We start from the raw sequence: 20,611 nt of genomic DNA, 5'->3' as shown, positions 1-20,611 counted from the left end.
CAGCCACCAACGCGCGAAAGCGCATACCTAACCCCATCATTTATTTGGATTCCAACGCCAAAGCGGCACACCAGGCCTCGCCACGCGAGCCCTGGGACAAAATAGTCAGCGAACGCCCGCTGTCTTGCGGGCTAATGGTAATGGTCAGGTCAGGCTTTGGCAAAAAGCCTGCACCTTTATCGGGCCACTCGATGAGGCACAGGGCGTCGTCTTCGAAATAGTCGCGAATGCCGAGAAACTCCAGCTCTTCCGGATCGACCAGGCGATACAGATCGAAGTGGAAGGCACGGATATCACCGATCTCGTAGGGCTCGACCAGGGTGAAGGTCGGACTTTTCACCGCACCGACATGCCCCAGCCCGCGAATGATGCCCCGCGACAGCGTGGTCTTGCCCATGCCGAGGTTACCTTCGAGGAAGATCAGGCCATGCCCACCGGTCACGCGGGCGATCCGTGCGCCAAAGTCGCTCATCGCCTGTTCATCGGCCAGGTACAGGGTTACTTCAGACACGGTGCATGCTCCTCCAACAACTGACGAATGGCTGGAATCAGATCACTGGCCGCCAGCCCACGGCCGAATTTACCTTGTTGCGCCCCGGCGTTGGCGTGCAGCCAGACCGCCAGACACGCCGCGTCGAACGGTTCCATGCCCTGGGCCAGCAATGCCCCGACCAGACCGGCCAGCACATCGCCGAGGCCTGCGGTGGCCATGGCCGGATGGCCTTGATGACACAACGCCAGACGCCCGTCGGGGTGGGCGATCAGACTGCCCGCGCCCTTGAGCACCACCACCGCTGTGTATTTTTTGCTCAGTGCCAATGCTGCTGCCGGACGATCCGCCTGCACGTCGGCAGTGCTGATCCCCAACAGTCGCGCCGCCTCCCCCGGATGCGGCGTAATCACGCAATCCTTGGGTAGAGTGACAAATCCGGACGCCAGCAGATTCAATGCATCGGCATCCCACACCTGCGGCAGCGGCGCATTGGCGGCGGCCGACAGCAGTGCCCTGCCCCAACTCGCCTGCCCGAGTCCCGGGCCGACCACCAGCACGGACACCTTTTCCAGCAGCCCCATCAGTTGATTGGCCGACGAAGTGCCCAGCACCATCGCTTCCGGCACCCGGCTCAACGCTGCCGGGACATGTTCCGGACGGGTCGCCAGCGACACCATCCCCGCCCCGCTGCGCAAGGCGCTTTCGGTACTGAGCAGAATCGAACCGCCAAAGCCATGATCGCCACCGATCAGCAGGACATGGCCAAAACGCCCCTTGTGCGCAGCCGGCTCCCGAGCTGGCAGACGCGGCAGATTACCGGCATCGAGCCGGCGGGCAGCGATGGCAATGTCACTGCAGGTTTCGACCGTCGCTTGCAGATCGTTGAACAGCAGGTCGCCGACATGGTCCGCCGCGTCCCCGGTAAACAGGCCAAGCTTGAGCCCGATGAAGGTCACGGTCAGATCCGCCCGCACGGCACTGCCCAGCACATGACCGGTATCGGCACACAAACCGGAAGGGATATCGACCGCCACCACCGGCAGGCCACTGGTATTGATGGCTGCGATGGCAGATACATACGGCTCACGCACGTCCCCGCTCAGACCGGTGCCAAGCAGCGCATCGACAACAATTCCGCGCAATTCACCGGAAGCAGTCCACGCAGCAATCGCAACGCCTTCGGCCAGCGCCTCGGCATGTGCCAGCGCCGCATCACCCTGCAGACGTTGCGGATCACCGACGGCCAGCACCTGTACTGCCCAGCCTGCACGACGGGCCAGCACCGCTATCAGATATCCGTCACCGGCGTTGTTGCCGTGCCCGGCCAGCACAGTCAATGCGTCCGCCGAAGGCCATTGGCGCACCAGCGCGCGCCAGGTGGCATGGGCGGCACGTTGCATCAGTTCGAAGCCCGGCGTGCCGGCGGCAATCAGCCGTGCGTCGAGTCCCCGCACCTGCGCGGCGCGGTACAGTGCGTCGGGTAATGGATCTTTAGTGTGCGGCATGCGTCTTCGGGCTCCGATGTCTGGCAGAATTATACGCACCTCAGCTCCGGTTTCTCTCGCCTCATGTCCGCCATTACCACAGATCTTCCCGCTCTCGCCCAATCCATCAAGGACTGGGGCCGCGAGCTGGGCTTCCAGCAAGTCGGCATCAGCGGCGTGGACCTGGCCGAGCACGAGCAGCACCTGCAACGCTGGCTCGAGGCCGGCTACCACGGCGAGATGGACTACATGGGCGCCCACGGCAGCAAACGCTCGCATCCCGACGAGCTGGTGCCGGGGACCTTGCGCGTGGTGTCATTGCGCATGGACTACCTGCCGGGCGACACGCAAATGGCGCAAATGCTGGCGAAACCGGAAAAAGCCTACATCTCGCGTTATGCCTTGGGCCGCGATTATCACAAGTTGATCCGCAAGCGCGTGCAACAACTGGCGGACAGGATTCAATCGGAAATCGGACCATTCGGCTTTCGCGCTTTCGTCGACAGCGCCCCGGTGCTGGAAAAAGCCATCGCCGAACAGGCCGGGCTGGGCTGGATCGGCAAAAACACCCTGGTGCTGAACCGCAAGGCCGGCAGTTATTTCTTTCTCGGCGAACTGTTCGTCGACCTGCCGCTGCCGGTGGACGCCCCCCACAGCAGCGAGCACTGCGGACGCTGCACTGCATGCCTCGATATCTGCCCGACCAATGCGTTCGTCGGTCCGTATGTGCTGGATGCGCGACGTTGCATTTCCTACCTGACCATCGAACTGAAGAACGCCATCCCCGAAGACCTGCGACCGCTGATCGGCAACCGGGTGTTCGGCTGCGACGACTGCCAGATCTGCTGCCCGTGGAACCGCTTCGCCAGCCCGTCCGGCGAAAGCGATTTCAAGCCACGGCACAACCTGGACAACGCCGAACTGGCCGAGCTGTTTTTGTGGGATGAAGAAAAGTTCTTGAGCAGCACCGAGGGCTCGCCTCTGCGCCGGGCCGGTTACGAGCGCTGGCTGCGCAATCTGGCCGTGGGGCTGGGGAATGCGCCTTCAACGATTCCAGTGCTGGAAGCATTGAAGGCGCGACGGGGTTATCCGTCGGAGCTGGTTCGTGAACATGTGGAGTGGGCACTCAAGCAACACTCGGATCGCGACCTCCAGAATCACGGATAACCCGGCAGATAGGTGCTATCCGCTACCAGGCAGGATCATGACTACCCACCTGTTTGATGATGACGTGCCGGGTATCATTGTTGGTCAGGAAAAACACCCGGTCCGCTTGCGACAGACGAGTGTGTGCATGCTCATAGCCCGCATATGGCTTGGCCGGCGCGTAGTTGGGATAAGGATCGAATTTACTGCCGGGGTAACTCTTGGCAGCGTCATAAGGCGATTTGTTGTTGATCGCGATGTCATCTCTGAACTCCGCGTATTTGGCCCGCGCAACGTTGCCCGGCTTGCCGTTGGGAATGTAATCATGCGCGGCAAAGTCCTCCGTCAACGTCCAGCGTACCGGTGGAGGCGGTGGCTCCTGACCGTTTGCGCCGGATGACTTGGCCTTCTTTCCTCGAGCGTAGTACTCGACGGGTGGTTCATCGGCAAGCCCCTTGAAGTTCTTGCCCAGCATCCGCCCGCCCCGCGTGACGATTTGCCGGGCCGCCAGCCATCCGGCACCCGCCGAAGCCACGCCCAGCCCAAGACTCACCCAGCCAAGTATTGATGCGGCCTCGGATTCTGGCGCCCATTCATTGGCCAGCTCACTGGCAATCCCCGTCCCCCCCGAAGCGACACCCAGCCCCATGGCAAGCAGCGCCAGCGGGGTAGCCGCGCCAAGGGTCACAATACTCGCGACGATCCCGATGCCGCCGAGCGCGATCCCCAGAACCGACTGCCACGAAAAATGCCCCGTCGGGTCGACACGATTGACCGGGTCGCCCAGGCAATACGCATAGGCATTCATCCCGCCCGCTCCGAAAGGACTCAGGTTGTCGGGTGACAGAAAGCGCATCAGAGTCGGGCTGTAGGCCCGATAGCCGTTGCCCAGCAAGTACAGACCGGTAACGGGATCGAGCTGCTCGCCATTGAAACCTGCCAGACTGAAAAGACCGCCTTCGGCGTCCCGATGCCCATAGGGGCTATAGGCGATATTCGTAAGCTGACCACTTTGAAATTGCGTCAGCACACTTTGCTGCTGATCCGTGCCGAACATTTGCACGCCGGTAACCGGACCGTTTTCATACAGCCCCAGCATCAGACCTTCGTGGCGCACGACACTGCGTGAATCGCTGCCACACACATCGTTGATGGCGCGTCCACCGCGATAGTAACGCTGAGTGTCCGCGCTACCCGGCTGAGACAGCGCCATCAGCCGGTCGAAACCGTCGTACTGATAGCCCCGCACGCTCTGCCCCTGAGCATTACTGACACCGGTCAGACGCCCAAGCGTGTCGTAGGTCAACGTACGGCCCTGGTCATCCTTGATCATCCGGCCATTGGCGTCGTATTGCAGAGTGACCGGTTGCGGGTAATCAGCGTGGGAATGACTGACGCCCGTGAGCTGGGTGAAATCGACCTTGCTGTAGCTGAAAGTCGTCAGGTTGACGCCCTGGGGGAAACGGGTTTGCTGCGTGAGGAGGTTGTCCAGCGCATCGAAGGTGAATGTCTGTTCGACGATTTCCTTGCCGTAGGGATCGCGTGGCCGTTGCGTGCCTTCACAGGTGTATTGGCTCAGTCGTCCACGCACGTCATAGGTAAAGCGCTCATCGCGCAGTACTTGAGTGCCGCGTTTCAAGACTTTCTGCGCCAGCTTGCCGGAGGGGGTGTAACTCAAGGTCAGTGTCTGGCTTTCCTGACCCTCGACTTCAAAGCGGCGGGTCGTTTCACGCCCGATATCGTCGTAGCTCAGATACGTCTTCATGCGCAGGGCGGTCGATGTATCCCGGGCATCGATCAGCGCCAGCAAGCCTGCGGTGTCATAGGTGTATTCGAACCGCAAGCTGCCCTGGGTGAAAGCGGATTTGCGCCCCCAACTGTCATATTCAGACTTGTGTTCGTTGCCAAGTCCATCGATGAAAGTCAGCGGCCGCCCACCCAGCGACCAGGTCTGGGATGTTGTCTGGCGATGTTCACCGTACACGGTCGTTTCGGACTTCAAGCGTCCGGAAGGATAGTAGACGAAACGATGTTCGCGCCCCTGCTCGATGCAGGTTTCAGGCTTGCCATGCAAGGCGTCGTAGGTGAAGCGCGCCAGCAATCCGTCAGCCCTGCGCTCAGCCAGCCCGCTCACTCCCTGCGACCAGGTGAACTCGATCTTTTTACCGTCGGCCCCCATTTGCCATCCGGCCTGGCTGGAGCCCGACACATACCCCGTTGTGGATGTGCGACCGCCTGCCGTACTTTCAGTCAGGCGATCCAGCCCGTCGAATACCTGTCGGCCCAACTCCAGCGTGTCGACCTTGATCCTTACCGGTAATGTTTCGGCGCTGTGATCGGCATATTCTGTCTCGACCGCATGGCCGTCCGGCAATTCGCTGCGAACCAATCGATCAAAGACGTCGTAGTGGTAGAGCGTCTTGTTGCCTTCCTGATCGGTCTGGCTGCGGGTTCTGCCGTAACCGTCGTACTCAAGGATCGACTTGCCCAGGCTCTCCCCCTTCCGATCGAGCATCTCGATACTTTTCGGCTTGCCGAAAGCGTTGAAGACCGAGACCGTCTTGCCCATTCCCTCCTGCCAGAGAGTTTCCCGGAGAGAAACCGGATCGAATTCGCGATGTTCTACGCGCCCGTCAGCATGACGCGTCTGTTTCACTTGTCCCCAACTGTCATAGACCCGTCGGGTAATGGCCGGACGGGCAGTGCCGTCCCACCAGTCTGTGCGGGTCTGCTCCACCAGATGCCCTACCTTGTCGTGAAGTGCGGAGTACACCGTGCGCATAAGACTTTCTTGCGAAGCACCCTCATCGAGGTTGTCGCAATCAAGCTCCTTGATGCCGATCACACGTCCCAAACCGTCATGAGTGACCGTTTGCATACCTCCCGCCGGATCCGTGACGGTCACCGTCGCGGGCGAAGTGCCGCTTGCCTCCTGATAAACCCAAGTCGTCGAAGCAGCATGGGCGGTGCCCGGGGAGAGCGTCTTGCGCAAGCATCGACCAATGGCGTCGTACTTATAGTCGATCCGGCGACCGTCCTTGTCGGTCTCCGACAAGGTCAATCCGCTGTATGACGACAGGACTTGCGTCGTGCTTTGCGAAGTACCATCGAAACCGTGAACAGTTTGGGTCAGATGAAGGCGAGCCCCCTCCAGCCGAGAGGAAAACGCCGTTCGGGTGGTGCGGCCACTCCGGGTACTGCGCTGCTCCTGCAATGCACCATGCCGGAGCCGGTCCGCCGGTGTATTGAAATAGCTGTACTCGACTTTTGAACGAAGAACCTCCGCGTCTTCCACCTTTTCGAAAAACTGCTCTTCGATGACCACGACACTGGCCAGCGTCGAGCCTTGCAATGCCGGGTGCAAGGCATGACGAAAACGGGTACAGGTCGAGGCCCCGTCGCCGGTTGCGGCGATGACCGTCCTTTGCTTCTCGAAACGGACAAAGCCGAGCGGATCCACCGGGCAGTCCGGCGACTCGACAGCCGGATAGAACTCGGACAGCGTCGTGACACCGTCGGGCCCCACATGCCTGAGCAGGTTGCCCACGGCATCGAACTCGGTAATCGTGGTCTCCTCGCGTTGCTTTTTGCCGAGACGGTTTTCGAACTTCAGTGTCTGGACCCGGGGCAGACGAAAGTGTGCCGGTTGCTCGTTGAAAGGCTTTCCTGTTGCGAGGTGATACTCGGTGAGCTGCGAAGTGACCGCTTCCCCGCACGTCGTCACCTGCGCAACCAGCAAATGGAATTTGTTGTACGTCCGTTTGATGTGACTGTGCACCTTGCCATCGACAACCAGCCGCTCCTCGGACGTGTACTGGTAACTCCAAGGTGCCGAGTAGAGCGGGTCACCATCGTCGGATGGCTCCACCGACAAACCATGCCCAAGGAAATTACGGTCCGAAAACGTGTAGGTTCTGCTCGTTTTCGGCTGACCGTGACCCGGATAAATGTCATGGGCCATGACATGAGGCAGCGTCGCCGTCGCACCGACGTCGCTGGCGGGCAGCAGATGCCCCTGTTCCTTGTAGCGAATGATTTCAACGGCCCCCAACGGTGTAACGACCCGCTTCAAGTAACCGACTTCATCGATGAGCGAATATTCGAGATCCCAGCCCCGGCCCTCAGGCAAACCGATCTTCACGACCCGGTCGTTGCTATCGAGCTTCATTGTGAAGTCGGCCGTGGATGCCGTATCCGGGTTCTGGCTCAACGTAACCAGAGTGCCCTTGCGGGAGATTTTCAGCAGCGTCCGCCGGTCATCCCTGACTTCGATCAACTCCGGGTATTGATTGACCACTTTGTACAGCAGTGTGACGCCTGCGCCGTTGGCCGCGACGATCCGCGTCGGGACTGCGACCAGACTCCCCCCCTGCACCGTCAACTCTTCCCGATGTCCGTCCTTGTAACGAACATCAAAACGTCCGGCACCGCTTTTCACGACCTTGACGCTTTCCAGCTTCATTTCTCTGAACTGGAGACCCGCAACCGTTTCGACGGCCTTGTAACGCTCACCGCTGAACAGGGTCATCATCTTGCTGCGTGTGTCATAACGGGTCGTGGCCAACGACCAGCCCAGCCCGAAGCCGGTGTTTCGGGTATCGAGCGGGTTGAACCCCAGGGCGAGCCCGAACGAAGGCCCGTTGAGACCCTCAGATCGAACAGCGCCCAAAGACAAGGAACAGGTATACAAGCCTGTCCGAGGATCAACACCGCCCGTTACAAACTCACCAAAATTGAATGCATTGGAATGCACGGAGACCGGAGATTTGTTCTCCATATATAAATTCCTTTTTCATCACACAAAAACCAACTCACTCGATAAACTTCGAAGTTCAAGCCGATCGGATTGAAACCAAACAAAAGAAGCTCACGAACATCTGCAATAAAATCGCTACTCAAACCAACTTGAATGCGCGCGCGTAAAAATCCGGCTTTATACGAAGCCAGTGCGCCGTACCGAACTCATCAAATACCGTCAGTTCAAAAACCTGATCCCGAACCGGCTGACTCTGATAGTCGGGAGAGAGATAACTCAATACCGTCAGATTACCCGGCTGCTGATTGACTGGCGTCCCGACATACCCTTTCGGACCGCGAATGGTCGCACTGGCACCATAGACCGGCGCCATGTAGCCGCAATAAGTTCTTCCCCCCGGGTGGGAATCATCAATGTTTCTGGAAGCAAAGAACAACGTCGCGTACTCGTCATCCTTTTGTACTTGCGTGCTGGTCCAGTCCAGAAGATGAATGGAACGACGGTCAGCATAAAGACCCAAGCTGTATCGATGGATCGCGTCGAAACGATCAATGACGCTTTCACTGACCTTTTCCAGGGAAAAGTGGCTCACTGGATACTTGACCGGCGATACCGCCTCCAACGTCACGCTGCTGTCGCTTCCCAGTTGCCCGTTGCTTCGAACCACTTCATCGCCCAGGGTGATTTCGGCGGCGATTTGCAGCGAGCCCGGCCTGGAGCTGCTGACCCAGAACTCATAGACCTGGACAGGTTCGGCAGGGTCGGTAATGCGGTTATGCGCAGCCGGTACCAGTGGAGTGTCCCGGGCGATGCCGCCCGCCATGTCATGGGCGTAACGATTTTCCCGGGTCTCGACGTTCCAGTCCCCCGAGAGCGGCCGCGCGCCGTTGTAGGAGATCAGGCGAAGGGTCTGCATGGCCGGATGCCCGTGCAGAGACACTTCGTTGGCCCGGGCATCGCCACCCGAAACCAGGACCAGCACCCGCACTTGCATCCGACCGTTGGCGTAGAGTTGCTTATGGCGAAGTGTGGGGGCCGAATCAAATTTGACTTCGAGCCTCTGAATACTGACGACTTCTTCAAACATAAATAACTTCCTGTATAAACATTCAACTACCCCCTTTTCATACAAGCCAGGGCACGATCAAATATTAAACACATCACAAAAGTCTATAACAGCAGCAATAGCTGACAACATGTAAACAGAGCATCAGGAAGCACCAACCTGAAACACGAATTATAAAACCGGCCCTCTGAAATATAAAAATCACAACAAAAAAGCCCACTTCTTCAAAGCCAGAAAGACAAAGAAAAAAGTGAGCCATCTATTTTTTTACAACCAGACTCATTGCAAGACAACGGCTGCTCAGTATTTATCAGGTGTCGGACTCGACCCCGCTATCAGAACTTTCGCTTGATTCGGAAGAGTCAGCGACATCAAGACCGTCCTCATCCGCGCGAATCTGCACTTTACGATCAAGACTGGCATTTTCCAGATAGTGGGTGATTCGCTCCCTCGCCACTACGCCGAGCGGGTTGTCCCGCAAATCCAGGTAAAGATTCTGCGTATCCGGAATATCGAACAACTCTTCGCCGATGATGAAAATGTCGTTCTCTCGCAAATCCACGCGAGTCAGTGCCGGCAACCGCTCCATCCCGGACGGAAGCTCGTCGATCGCACAATCGCGCAGAAACAACTCTCGCAACCCCCGCATGAATCCCACAGACGGGGCAATGCCCAAAGGGTTTTCCCTCAAATCCAGCAACGTGAGGGTTTCGATCCGGGACAGGCCCTCGGCACTGCTCTCGGAAAGACGAAGTGAATTTCCGTTCAATATCAGGTGCTGCAAATCCCGCATCCGGAAGATCGCCGGAGAAAACGCTTCCATTCGCACAGACTCCAGAATCAGGTAGCGAACATTGGGAAAACTGTCCAAAAACCGACCCAACGATACTTCGGTATTACGAGCGCTCAGCACCAGCTCTGTCACCCATTCAAACCGGGCGGACAAATGTGGCAATTCCCCGGAGAAATCGATGAACGTCGAAAAGCTTTGATCGGCAGAACCCTGGCCCGACACTGATTCACGTCGCCAGACCGCTAGAAGATCCTGACTGAATTTTTCACGCGTCTGTCGTTGGCTGGCGAGGGCTTCAGCACTCAATCCGGACTCGGCGCCGGGATGAGTTGAACGTGCACTCCCTAGCCAGTCCTTCAGTTCCTCACGCAACGCGACAGACTCTTTTTCCAGTCGTACAAGAACGGAGTGCGGATCACTGTGTAAACGATCTCCGATGAAAGCAATCACTTCGTCGTCCGCAAGCCCGGGATACAGCGCTCGTACTCGTCGTTCGACAGATGCTCGCGAAATCAGACGGCCTGACAGTGCCGAGGAGGATCCCGGCGCGGAGGTTTCAACATCGTTTTCGTCCGCACCGGCAAGCTTTTGCACCTTGTTGCCGTCTTTCGGGTACCAGTACCGGCGGTGTTGATCAGGCAACAGAAACGGCCCGGAAGGAACGAGCTCACTTGCCAGCATTGCTCGCCAGTCTCCCGTAACGGCATCCCTGGCAACCTGGACAAAGTGCCCGTCGGTCAATTCGATGTACCGGCGCTGCTTGATGATTCTGAATCCCTGAGCATCGGGTGCGGGCAGTTTAGCTGCAGCGCTGATCCAGAAATCGGCCAACACCGGAGGCATCGGTGCGGTTGCAGGCACCCGGGATGCATATTCGGAAACAATCATGCTGTTCTCGACAACATGCGAGGGAGGGGCATCCTGCCTGAATGAATGGCCAGGGTCTGTTGTCGCAGGTGGCAATGCAGCGCGACGTGACACACCTGGCACGTCGACATCCGCTCGCGGCGGTGCTTCATGACTTGGAGCGCGGGAAGCAGGTGGGTTCGGGGAGGGGTCTGGAGCAAAACCTTTTGACGGCTTTTTGAGCATCAGTTCTCATCCTTGAGCGACATTGAGTCAGCTCCTTTATGGCAAGGAACTGACGGACAATAGTGTCCCTGCCGAAATGCCGGCAGGGATCATCGATATGACAGCTTACTGACTTATTCTTTTACAGCCGGCTTAAATATCTATTGCCCTGATGCAGATTTACCCCCGCTCAAGAATGAACAAACTTTCCGTAGCGTTGGTTCGAATGGCCAGTTTGTGTTCAGACCCGTATTGATCAATCGCGGAAAAATGAAACACCTCGTCCACCGTATACTTGGCGTAGCTGTACGCGTACTCGGAAATGGCTTGCACGATAGTCAATTCACCGTGACGGTCGCCGACCCGTACAGGATATTCCTTACTCATCTCAGAAGAGACACTGGCCGGGCCTGAAAATACGGTGTCTAAAAAGTTGTTGTCATTGACAGGCAACTTTACAGTCACGTCAGTCTGATCCGGGCCTACCAGAATACCGATCAGATAATTGGTCGCGGGTGCACCCAGCCAGTTACCGTGAGCAAAAACCAAGTTGCCTGTCCCCCGCGGCGCCACCCAGTCCACCAGTTTTATTTGCTGCCCCTGATGATTGAGTCCGAGGTAGTAATTGGAGATCCGGTTACCTGGTTCTTCATTCCCGCGTCGTACGCTTTTCAAGTGAAACTGCTCAAGCGAATAGCTGATCGGCAATTGCGCATCCAACGTAATACTGCTGTCCTGACGATCGATCAGACCCGTACCGTTGCTTTGAATAACGGTTCCGTTGAGTAAAACACGCGCTGCGATCTGTGTGGTACCAACCCCCGCCGATGAAACCCAGAAGGTGCGCACATGAGGATGAGCATGGTAGTGCGACTCATCGTCCGATGCGTCCATCAAGTCGGCAGAGACAGGAGCCTCCAGTGTATATCGTCCCTGTTCGGCACTGGCTGTCCAGCCGTCCCGCAATGTTTTCCCGGTATTGTAATGAATAAGTTCTACTGTATTCAGTACATCCGCCGGTACAGAAATATGTTGACCGTTTTCGTCGAAACCGGAGACCAGCACCTGCACTTTGACTTGCATACGCCCGTTGCCAAACAACACCTTGCTTCGCGTTGCGACCCCTGAATCGAACTTCACCCTCAATTCAATACTTTCCAGAGAAGCCGAATTGATAGGGCGCTCTGCAGACAGCTCATTAAACTCACTCATTCTTTCACTCCTGTGACTGATATCAGTTCCGATGCACCCGCACCTTATTGGGCGGAGCCGGATATCAATATCACGCCATTCAAAAGCGAACTTGAATTCAAGTGTAAGAAGCTGTAGCCAGTTCTCAATGCTCGTCGTTATAAACGAATTTCGGCATTTCCCAATGAAAGCGAATCGCCAACAACCGCAGCAGAAAGCCACCGAACAGGGTAATCAGAATTGCCTGTTCGCTCGGCACATTCAGATACAGACACAGCATGTAGCACCACGCCGCAGCAAACGAGACGCTGGCGTACAGTTCACGACGGAAGATCAATGGAATGTCATTGCAGAAGATATCTCGCAGGATGCCGCCGAACACACCGGTGATCACGCCGCTGACCGAGGCCACCAGCATGCCGTGGCCCATTTCCAGCGCAGTCATGCAGCCGATCAGGGTAAATGCCACCAGACCGACCGCATCAAGTACCAGAAACAGCGAGCGCAGGTGGCGCATCCAGCGGGCCGTGAACACGGTAATCATTGCCGCGACTGTGGTCAGCACCAGGTATTCCGGGTGCTTGACCCAGGTCAGCGGGTAGTGGCCGAGCAGCACGTCGCGCACCGAACCGCCGCCCAGCGCCGTGACGCAGGCGATCAGCACCACACCGAACCAGTCCATGCCTCGGCGGCCCGCAGAGAGGGCACCGGTCATGGCTTCGGCGGTAATGGCGACGAGGTAGAGCATCAGCAACATGGTGGCGATCCTGGCGGGAAGGCGCGCAGTCTAGCCATTTCAGGGCTGCACCAGAAGAGGGCTTTGCTGAACGTCTGTGACGAGGGGATCTGGCTGCTGCGCAGCCAGCCGGGACCAAGCTCCCTCGCCACAAAGGCCGCCGATCTCAGAACTTGATGAAGTGCTTGCGGTAGTGCTGCAGCTCGGCGATGGACTCGCGGATGTCGTCCAGCGCCAGATGGGTGCTGCCCTTCTTGAAGCTGTCACGCACGTCCGGTGCCCAGCGCGCCGCCAGCTCCTTGAGTGTGGAGACGTCGAGGTTGCGGTAGTGGAAGTAGCTTTCCAGCGACTTCATGTGGGTATAGAGGAAGCGACGATCCTGGCAGATGCTGTTGCCACAGATCGGCGACTTGCCTTTCGGCACCCACTTTTCGAGGAAGGCGATGGTTTCGGCTTCGGCCTCGGCCATACTCACTCGGCTTTCACGCACGCGCTGGGTCAGGCCGGAGTTGCCGTGGGTGCGAGTGTTCCACTCGTCCATGCGGGCGAGCACTTCGTCGCTGTGGTGGATGGCGATCACCGGGCCTTCGGCCAGGGTGTTCAGGTCACTGTCGGTGACGATGGTGGCCATTTCGATGATCACGTCATTTTCCGGATCCAGACCGGTCATCTCCAGGTCGATCCAGATCAGGTTCTGTGGGTTTTGCATATTTCGACTCCTAGGCAATGCCGCGCAGTTTAGCCTAGGCCGATGCCCGGGCGTGCTAAACTCGCGGCCGTTTTACCTAATCGCTGCATTCTTCAGACGGAACACCCATGGCCAAACGCCAACTCAATCGCCGCCAGAACTGGCGCATCGAAAAGATTCAGGGCGAGCGCGCCGCCCGCGCCGCCAAACGCGAGTCCTCGGCGGTCGAGGCGCTCGAAGGCGGCGACCTGGGCCCGGAGCAACACGGCCTGGTGATCGCCCACTTCGGTGTGCAGGTCGAGGTCGAGGCCGTTGACGGCGAACTGGCCGGCCAGGTTTTCCGCTGCTATCTGCGAGCCAACCTGCCCGCGCTGGTGACCGGCGACCGAGTGGTCTGGCGTGCCGGCAACCAGGGCATCGGCGTGATTGTCGCGCAACTGCCGCGCACCACCGAACTGTGCCGCCCGGACAGCCGTGGCCAGCTCAAACCGGTGGCCGCCAACGTCGACATGATCGTCATCGTCTTTGCCCCGCTGCCCGAGCCCCACGCCAACCTGATCGACCGTTATCTGGTCGCCGCCGAACACGCCGGCATCCGTCCGTTGCTGCTGCTGAACAAATTCGACCTGATCGACGAACAGAACGCTCCGGCACTGAACGCGTTGCTGGCGGTGTACCGCACGCTGGGTTATCCGGTGCTGGAAGTGTCGGCACATCACGGCAATGGCATGGAACAGCTGCAGAAGCAGCTCGACGGGCGCATCAGCGTGTTCGTCGGCCAGTCCGGTGTCGGCAAGTCATCGCTGGTCAACAGCCTGTTGCCGGATGTCGAAACCCGTGTCGGCCCGCTGTCCGAATGGTCCGGTCAGGGACAGCACACGACGACCACCGCACGGCTGTTCCACTTCCCGGGCGGCGGTGAGCTGATCGACTCCCCGGGCATCCGCGAATTCGGCCTCGGCCACGTCAGCCGTGCCGACGTCGAAGCCGGTTTCATCGAGTTCGACGACCTGCTCGGCACCTGTCGCTTCCGCGACTGCAAGCACGATCGCGAACCGGGCTGTGCCTTGCTCAAGGCCCTTGAGGACGGACGCATCCAGCAACAGCGGATGAACAGCTACCGCTCGATCATCGCCAGCCTGCCCGAAAACGGGTACTAGGCAACCGGACACAAAAAAGCCGCGATCATCTCGCGGCTTTTTTATTGGTCACTACTTCGGCGCGGGAGCCGGTGCAGCAGGCGCCGGGGCTGGCGCCGCGCTGCCCGGCTCGGCCGGTTTCGGCAGCGGGTCGTCGAACAGGTTCAACCGTTCACGCAACTCGTGGGCCGGCACCGGCTGCTGGTCCGCCGGCAACGCGTTCGGGTCGACCGGTCTGGCCGGATCGGCGCCGTTCTTCCCTTCTGCCGGTTTCGCCGGTTCAGCGCCTTGCGAACCTTCGATGGCCGCCTGGGCCTTCTTGGTCAGCACCACAATGTCGATGCGACGGTTGACCGGATTGAACGGGTTCTCCTTGTCGAACAGTGCCGACGAGGCGTAACCCACCACCCGTGCCACCTGCCCGTCCGGATAGCTGCCCGCCACCAGCGCACGCCGGGCGGCGTTGGCACGGTTGGCCGAGAGCTCCCAGTTGCCGAAGTCGCCGGTGCCGGTGTACGGCTTGGCATCGGTATGGCCGCTGATGCTGATCTTGTTCGGCACTGCCTTGATGGTGTCGGCCATGGCCAGCAGGATGTCTTCGAAGTACGGCTTCAGGCGTGCGGAACCGGAGTCGAACATCGGCCGGTTCTCGGCGTCCATGATCTGGATGCGCAAGCCGTTCGGCGTGATTTCGAACAGGATCTGATCCTTGAACTTCTGCAGTTGCGGGTTCTCGTCGACCTTGTTCTGCAGCTCCTGCAGCAACAGTTCCAGGCGTTCCTTCTCGACCTGCTCGGCCATGCCTTCGACCTGATCGGTGTCGACCGTGACCTTGTCCGGTTGCGGCTGAGACTTCACTTCAGGGTTGAGGGTGTTTTCCGGCGCCAGGGTCGGCGTGCCACCCAGATCGATGATGTAAGGCGTGCCGCTTTCCGAGAAGCCGACCGGGTCCTTGAAGTAACCGGCGATGGCGATCTTCTGCTCCGGTGTCGCGGTGGACAGCAGCCACAACACCAGAAAGAACGCCATCATCGCCGTCGCGAAGTCGGCGAAAGCGATCTTCCACGCTCCGCCGTGGTGCCCGCCACCGTAGCGCTTGACGCGCTTGATGATTATCGGCTGGTTATTTTCCATGACTTAGCGACCGCGTACCGCTTGCTCCAGCTCGGCAAAGCTGGGGCGGTGAGCCGGGTACAGAACCTTGCGCCCGAACTCCACGGCCAGCGACGGCGGCATGCCGGAAGCCGAAGCCACCAGCGAAGCCTTGATGGCCTCGTAGACGTTGAGCTCTTCCTTGGCATCGTGGGCCAGGGAATGCGCCAGCGGGCCGAAGAAACCGTAGGCCGCCAAGATACCGAAGAAGGTACCGACCAGTGCCGCACCCACGTGCAGACCGATGGACTTCTGGTCGCCGTCGCCCAGCGACGCCATGGTCACCACGATACCCAGTACCGCCGCCACGATACCGAAACCGGGCATGCCGTCGGCGATGCCGTTGACCGCGTGGGAAGGGTGCTCCAGTTCTTCCTTGAGACTGTACAGCTCCATGTCGAACAGTCCTTCAAGTTCGTGCGGCGCCATGTTGCCGGACGACATGATGCGCAGGTAATCGCAGATGAACGCGGTCATGCGTTCGTCTTTCAGCACCGCCGGGTATTTGGCGAAGATCGGGCTCGCAGCGGCATCTTCGATGTCGCCTTCGATGGCCATCATGCCTTCGCGGCGGCTCTTGTTGAGGATTTCGTAGATCAGGCCGAGCACTTCCAGATAGAAAGTGTGGCTGAAACGCGAGCTGAACATGCCCAGGGCTTTCTTGAGCACGTGCATGGTCATGTAGCCGGGGTTGGCCTGGAGGAATGCTCCGAGTGCCGCACCACCGATGATCATCACCTCGAAAGGCTGGATCAGGGCGGCAATCTTGCCGTGGGAGAGCACGTATCCGCCGAGCACGCTCGCGAATACGACGATGATGCCGATAATTTTAGCCATAGATAGAAAGTACTTGTTTAAGTCGGGTTCAAGGTCATATTCGGAAGTTAAAAAATCTCTTCTTCTACTTATCGGCAAAACTGCGCCAGACTATAGCCAGTTCAGGCGAAAAGCCAATTTAGCCCGTGCCGGGCGCGTCTACAGCAGATCAAGATCCCGTCCAGACATGGCTAATGAAACGAACGTCCCACACGCAAGACCGACTACGCTCGATGGCTGGGTGAAGCTGCTCGACGGCGTGCGCCTGCCGGTGCCGCAAGAGGCTCACGACAAGGTCTGCCGTGCGATCCGCGACAATCGCAGCTCGTTGCGCGACATTGCCGACCTGATGCAGGACAGCCCGGCGCTGGCCCTGAGCATCATTCGCGAAGCCAACCGCCATACCTTGGGCAGCCTGACCGCACCGGCGGAAAACCTTGAGGTGGCGATCAACCGCCTCGGGCTTTCCCGCACCGAAGAACTGCTGGCACGCCTGCCCGCCGAGCCTGCGGCACAGATCCCCCAGGCCTTGCGCCAAATACAGATGATCAGTCAGCACGCCACGCAACAGGCCAACGGTTTTTTCGCCAGCCGCCTGGCGCGCCTGTGGCAGGACATTCATTGGGGCAGTCTGCTGTTTCTGTCGCCGCTGTGGCCGTTGGCGCTGACTTTTCCCAAATTGCTCGAAGAATGGGAACTGCGGGTGATCCACAAGGGCGAATCGGCCCGTGACGTGGAAAAACAATTGTTCGGCGTGCGCCTGCTGAAGATCGGTCAGGCACTGGTCGACGTCTGGCGCCTGCCGATCTGGGTGCAGCAGGGTTATCGCCTGCTGCTCACCGAACAGCGCGAGCTGGTCAAGGTCTTGCGCATCGCCCGCGACGTCGATCACCCGCTGCGCCAGCAAAATCGCCTGGATGACGACCCGACCCTGCGCAACTGGCTAAATCAGCCGGCCAACACCGTGCTGCTGGCCAACGGTCTGGCGCTGTCGGCGCAACAGGCCTGGGACAGTCCGCACAGCGAGCGCTGGCAGTACCTGACCAGCCTCTATCTGCAGATTTCCCTGGACGAAGTGCAACAACAGCTGCACCAGCAGGCCGCCAACAGCGCACGCCGGCATTCGATGCCGGATCTGTGGCATCCGGCAGTTTCGCTGCTTTGGCCGTGGGGCACTCATCACCTGCCTGCCGGCCTGCTGCCCGCCGCAGCACCCAATGCCGAAGACCTCGCCAAATGGCGCCGGCAATGCGCCGAGCTGCTGGCCGAGCCGAGCCGTTTCACCAATGCCATGCACCTGACCATCGCCGCCCGCGACGCGTTGGTGGCCAGCGGCATGCGCCGGGTGATGATCCTGATGGCCGATCGCACTCAGTCCAGTCTGCGGGTGCAGCAGATTTCCGGTTTGCCGAAGGAAGCCGCTGCGCTCAATTTCGCCGTCAGCCAGAGCACGGTACTGCAACGTTTGCTAGCGCAGCAGGCACAGGTGCGGATCACCCCGGACAACAACGCCCAGTTTTCCGCTCTGCTGCCGCCGTCCCTGCGCACACTGTTCCGGGGCGAGCATCTGTTTCTGCGCTCGCTGGTCCATAACGGCCGGGTGATCATGATCGTGGTGGCCGATCAGGGCGGCGGGCCGTTCGCCGACATCACCGTGCAAGCCTTCGGCAAAACCGCGCAGTGCATCGAGAAAGCCCTGCACAGCTTTAGCCAGCGCGGCCAATGACAGCTACAATCCTTCCCCTTTGTGCTCTGGAGACCTCACATGTCTGACTTCTCTGGCCTGGCGCTGGTGATCGAGCCGAGCGACCTGCTCCCGCGCCTCGACGCCCGCAACCTGATTCTGGTGGATCTGACCAGTGCCGCCCGCTATGCCGAGGGTCACATTCCCGGCGCACGCTTCGTCGACCCGAAGCGCACCCAGCTGGGCCAGGCGCCGGCTCCGGGCCTGTTGCCGACAAAAGAAAAACTCGAAGAGCTGTTCGGCGAACTGGGCCATAACAAGGACGCGGTCTACGTGGCCTATGACGACGAGGGCGGTGGCTGGGCCGGACGCTTCATCTGGCTGCTCGATGTCATCGGCCACGACAAGTATCACTACCTCGACGGCGGCCTGCCGGCGTGGCTGGCGGAAGGTTCGCCGATGTCGATCCAGGTCCCGCCTGCCGTCGGCGGCCCGGTGTCCCTGACCCTGCACGATGAACCAACGGCCACCCGCGAATACCTGCAAAGCCGTCTCGGCGCCGCCGACCTGGCGATCTGGGACGCTCGCGGGCCATTGGAGTATTCCGGCGAGAAGGTATTGGCGGCCAAGGGCGGGCACATCCCCGGCGCAGTCAATTTCGAATGGACGGCAGGCATGGATCAGGCGCGTCAGTTGCGCATTCGTACCGACATGCCGCAGATCCTGGAGAGCCTCGGAATCACCCGAGACAAGGAAATCATCACTCACTGCCAGACCCATCACCGGTCCGGTTTCACTTATCTGGTGGCCAAGGCTCTCGGTTATCCGCGGGTCAAGGGTTACGCCGGTTCCTGGGGCGAATGGGGCAACCACCCCGACACCCCCGTCGAGCTTTAAGGATTTTCAAGGACAGTCATGAAAGAGCGTTTGTTTATCATCAGTCAGTACCTGCTGCCTCACCACTTGCTGTCGCGCCTGGCCGGCTGCATTGCCGAGTGCCGCGTGCGCTGGTTCAAGAATGCCTTCACCACCTGGTTCGCCAAGCGTTATCAGGTGGACATGTCCCAGGCACTGGTTGAGGACGTGACCGCTTACGAGCACTTCAACGCCTTCTTCACCCGTGCACTGAAAGACGGTGCACGCCCTCTGGATCAGACACCGGGCGCGATCCTCAGCCCGGCCGACGGTGCGATCAGCCAGCTCGGCCCGATCGAGCACGGTCGCATCTTCCAGGCCAAGGGCCACAGCTTCAGCGTGCTCGAACTGCTGGGTGGCGACGCCGCCAATGCGGCGCCGTTCATGGGTGGCGAGTTCGCAACCGTTTACCTGTCGCCGAAGGATTACCACCGCGTGCACATGCCGCTGGCGGGCACCCTGCGCGAAATGGTCTACATCCCGGGCCGGATCTTCTCGGTCAACCAGACCACCGCGGAGAACGTTCCGGAACTGTTCGCCCGCAACGAGCGCGTAGCGTGCATCTTCGACACCGAGCGCGGGCCGATGGCCGTGGTGCTGGTGGGTGCGATGATCGTGGCCTCGATCGAAACCGTGTGGGCCGGTCTGGTCACGCCACCGAAGCGCGAGCTGAAAACCTTCCGCTACGACGAAGCAGCCCGAGCGCCGATTCATCTGGAAAAAGGTGCCGAACTTGGGCGCTTCAAGCTGGGTTCGACCGCGATCGTGCTGTTCGGGCCGGACCAGGTGAAATGGGTCGAGGAACTGAAAGCCGGTTCGCCGGTACAGATGGGGCAGGCCCTGGCGCTGTCGAACGCCTGAACCTGCTGATCCGCCCCTGCGCACGTCTGCGAAGGGGCGGACACGACCTGAACGGCGCCGTTACTCTATCTGCCCACGGAAGCCGATCGGCCCTTCGTTGGCGTAGGTATTGGTGCCGCTGAGGTTTTTCCCGCCGTCACTCGAGGTGACATTCAACGCGATAACATTCTGGTTATCCCGACCGCCGATCACCCATTTGCCACCCGGATGCCAAGGGGCATCGTTGCCACCCCACTGGTTCTCGACGTTGTACTGGTTCTGGCCAGTGCGCTGAGCCTTGAAGCCAATAGGGCCTTCACCGGCATAGGTCATGGTGCCGGTAAAGGTTTTGCCACCGTCGCCTGACTTGATATCGATGGCGACGACTTTCTGGTTGTCCCGCGCGCCCAGTACCCAGGTTCCACCCGGATGCCAGGGTGCCGAACTACCGCCCCACTGGTTTGCAACTGCGTATTTAGACATGAACCTCATCTCCTTGAAGTTGTTCAGAGACCTGCCCGACGTAAGCGGCAAGCCGTGCAACCGTGCGTTTCCGATCGCACGCCAAAGAGCCTAGTAGCGCCTGAGGAAATGGCATCAGGCCAGCAGACCAACGGTAAAAAAGCCTGACAAACGCCTGC

General features: G+C 59.5%; 16 protein-coding genes. 5 read left to right on the top strand and 11 right to left on the bottom strand.

The genetic code is table 11. The annotated features are described in order from the left end of the window. Positions 1–40: 40 nt before the first annotated feature. Positions 41–511, bottom strand: coding sequence for a tRNA (adenosine(37)-N6)-threonylcarbamoyltransferase complex ATPase subunit type 1 TsaE (gene tsaE, locus BBF94_RS09400; protein WP_065258770.1), 471 nt, complete (start codon positions 509–511; stop codon positions 41–43). Continuing rightward, positions 499–1,998: a bifunctional ADP-dependent NAD(P)H-hydrate dehydratase/NAD(P)H-hydrate epimerase gene (locus BBF94_RS09395; RefSeq protein WP_065258769.1), complete on the bottom strand. Its 1,500-nt coding sequence runs from the start codon at positions 1,996–1,998 to the stop codon at positions 499–501. The genes tsaE and BBF94_RS09395 overlap by 13 nt, the downstream gene beginning before the upstream one ends. A gap of 63 nt (positions 1,999–2,061) precedes the next feature. Between BBF94_RS09395 and queG the strand changes: the two genes are divergently transcribed. Continuing rightward, positions 2,062–3,144, top strand: a complete 1,083-nt coding sequence (gene queG / locus BBF94_RS09390; RefSeq protein ID WP_065258836.1) for a tRNA epoxyqueuosine(34) reductase QueG — start codon at positions 2,062–2,064, stop codon at positions 3,142–3,144. 22 nt (positions 3,145–3,166) lie between these two features. On the opposite strand, the gene BBF94_RS09385 is transcribed toward queG, so the two are convergent. The 6 genes from BBF94_RS09385 to orn all read right to left on the bottom strand — a co-directional run bounded on the left by BBF94_RS09385 (position 3,167) and on the right by orn (position 13,445). Further along, a complete protein-coding gene (locus tag BBF94_RS09385; RefSeq protein ID WP_065258768.1) occupies positions 3,167–7,900 on the bottom strand; it encodes an RHS repeat domain-containing protein in 4,734 nt (1,577 codons plus the stop codon). 118 nt (positions 7,901–8,018) lie between these two features. Further along, positions 8,019–8,966, bottom strand: a complete 948-nt coding sequence (locus BBF94_RS09380; protein ID WP_065258767.1) for a hypothetical protein — start codon at positions 8,964–8,966, stop codon at positions 8,019–8,021. Positions 8,967–9,255: 289 nt separating this feature from the next. Then, positions 9,256–10,626: a leucine-rich repeat domain-containing protein gene (locus tag BBF94_RS09375; protein WP_065258766.1), complete on the bottom strand. Its 1,371-nt coding sequence runs from the start codon at positions 10,624–10,626 to the stop codon at positions 9,256–9,258. Positions 10,627–10,989: 363 nt separating this feature from the next. Beyond that, entirely contained in the window at positions 10,990–12,021 is a 1,032-nt protein-coding gene (locus BBF94_RS09370; protein ID WP_065258765.1) for a hypothetical protein, read from the bottom strand. Between the two features lie 124 nt (positions 12,022–12,145). Beyond that, on the bottom strand, positions 12,146–12,757 hold the full coding sequence (locus BBF94_RS09365; RefSeq protein WP_064379088.1) for a trimeric intracellular cation channel family protein: 612 nt from the start codon (positions 12,755–12,757) through the stop codon (positions 12,146–12,148). Positions 12,758–12,902: 145 nt separating this feature from the next. Further along, positions 12,903–13,445: an oligoribonuclease gene (gene orn / locus BBF94_RS09360; protein ID WP_065258764.1), complete on the bottom strand. Its 543-nt coding sequence runs from the start codon at positions 13,443–13,445 to the stop codon at positions 12,903–12,905. A 107-nt stretch (positions 13,446–13,552) separates the two neighbouring features. Here orn and rsgA point away from each other — a divergent pair, with 107 nt between their 5' ends. Continuing rightward, the gene (gene rsgA / locus BBF94_RS09355; RefSeq protein WP_065258763.1) at positions 13,553–14,584 is read left to right on the top strand and encodes a small ribosomal subunit biogenesis GTPase RsgA; all 1,032 of its coding nucleotides are present in this window, start codon (positions 13,553–13,555) and stop codon (positions 14,582–14,584) included. 51 nt (positions 14,585–14,635) lie between these two features. Here the strand turns inward: rsgA and motB are convergent, their stop codons facing one another. Both motB and motA read right to left on the bottom strand, forming a co-directional pair. Further along, positions 14,636–15,697 (bottom strand): flagellar motor protein MotB, encoded by a 1,062-nt coding sequence (gene motB, locus BBF94_RS09350; RefSeq protein WP_065258762.1) that lies wholly within the window; start codon positions 15,695–15,697, stop codon positions 14,636–14,638. A gap of 3 nt (positions 15,698–15,700) precedes the next feature. Beyond that, positions 15,701–16,552, bottom strand: a complete 852-nt coding sequence (gene motA / locus BBF94_RS09345) for a flagellar motor stator protein MotA (RefSeq protein WP_065258761.1) — start codon at positions 16,550–16,552, stop codon at positions 15,701–15,703. Between the two features lie 166 nt (positions 16,553–16,718). Between motA and BBF94_RS09340 the strand changes: the two genes are divergently transcribed. The 3 genes from BBF94_RS09340 to asd are packed head-to-tail and all read left to right on the top strand — an operon-like array spanning position 16,719 to position 19,991. Beyond that, complete coding sequence (locus BBF94_RS09340; protein WP_065258760.1) at positions 16,719–18,257, top strand: HDOD domain-containing protein; 1,539 nt, start codon at positions 16,719–16,721, stop codon at positions 18,255–18,257. A 39-nt stretch (positions 18,258–18,296) separates the two neighbouring features. After that, entirely contained in the window at positions 18,297–19,112 is an 816-nt protein-coding gene (locus BBF94_RS09335) for a rhodanese-like domain-containing protein (protein ID WP_065258759.1), read from the top strand. Positions 19,113–19,130: 18 nt separating this feature from the next. Continuing rightward, the gene (gene asd, locus BBF94_RS09330) at positions 19,131–19,991 is read left to right on the top strand and encodes an archaetidylserine decarboxylase (protein ID WP_065258758.1); all 861 of its coding nucleotides are present in this window, start codon (positions 19,131–19,133) and stop codon (positions 19,989–19,991) included. A 60-nt stretch (positions 19,992–20,051) separates the two neighbouring features. Here the strand turns inward: asd and BBF94_RS09325 are convergent, their stop codons facing one another. Beyond that, a complete protein-coding gene (locus BBF94_RS09325; RefSeq protein ID WP_065258757.1) occupies positions 20,052–20,453 on the bottom strand; it encodes a lectin OAA family protein in 402 nt (133 codons plus the stop codon). Positions 20,454–20,611 lie beyond the last annotated feature (158 nt).

The sequence above is a fragment of the Pseudomonas bananamidigenes genome, from assembly GCF_001679645.1.
In the GTDB taxonomy this organism is placed as follows: Bacteria; Pseudomonadota; Gammaproteobacteria; order Pseudomonadales; family Pseudomonadaceae; genus Aquipseudomonas; species Aquipseudomonas bananamidigenes.
The sequence above is the reverse complement of the archived record's forward strand: the minus strand, read 5'-3'. Positions and strand labels throughout refer to the sequence as shown.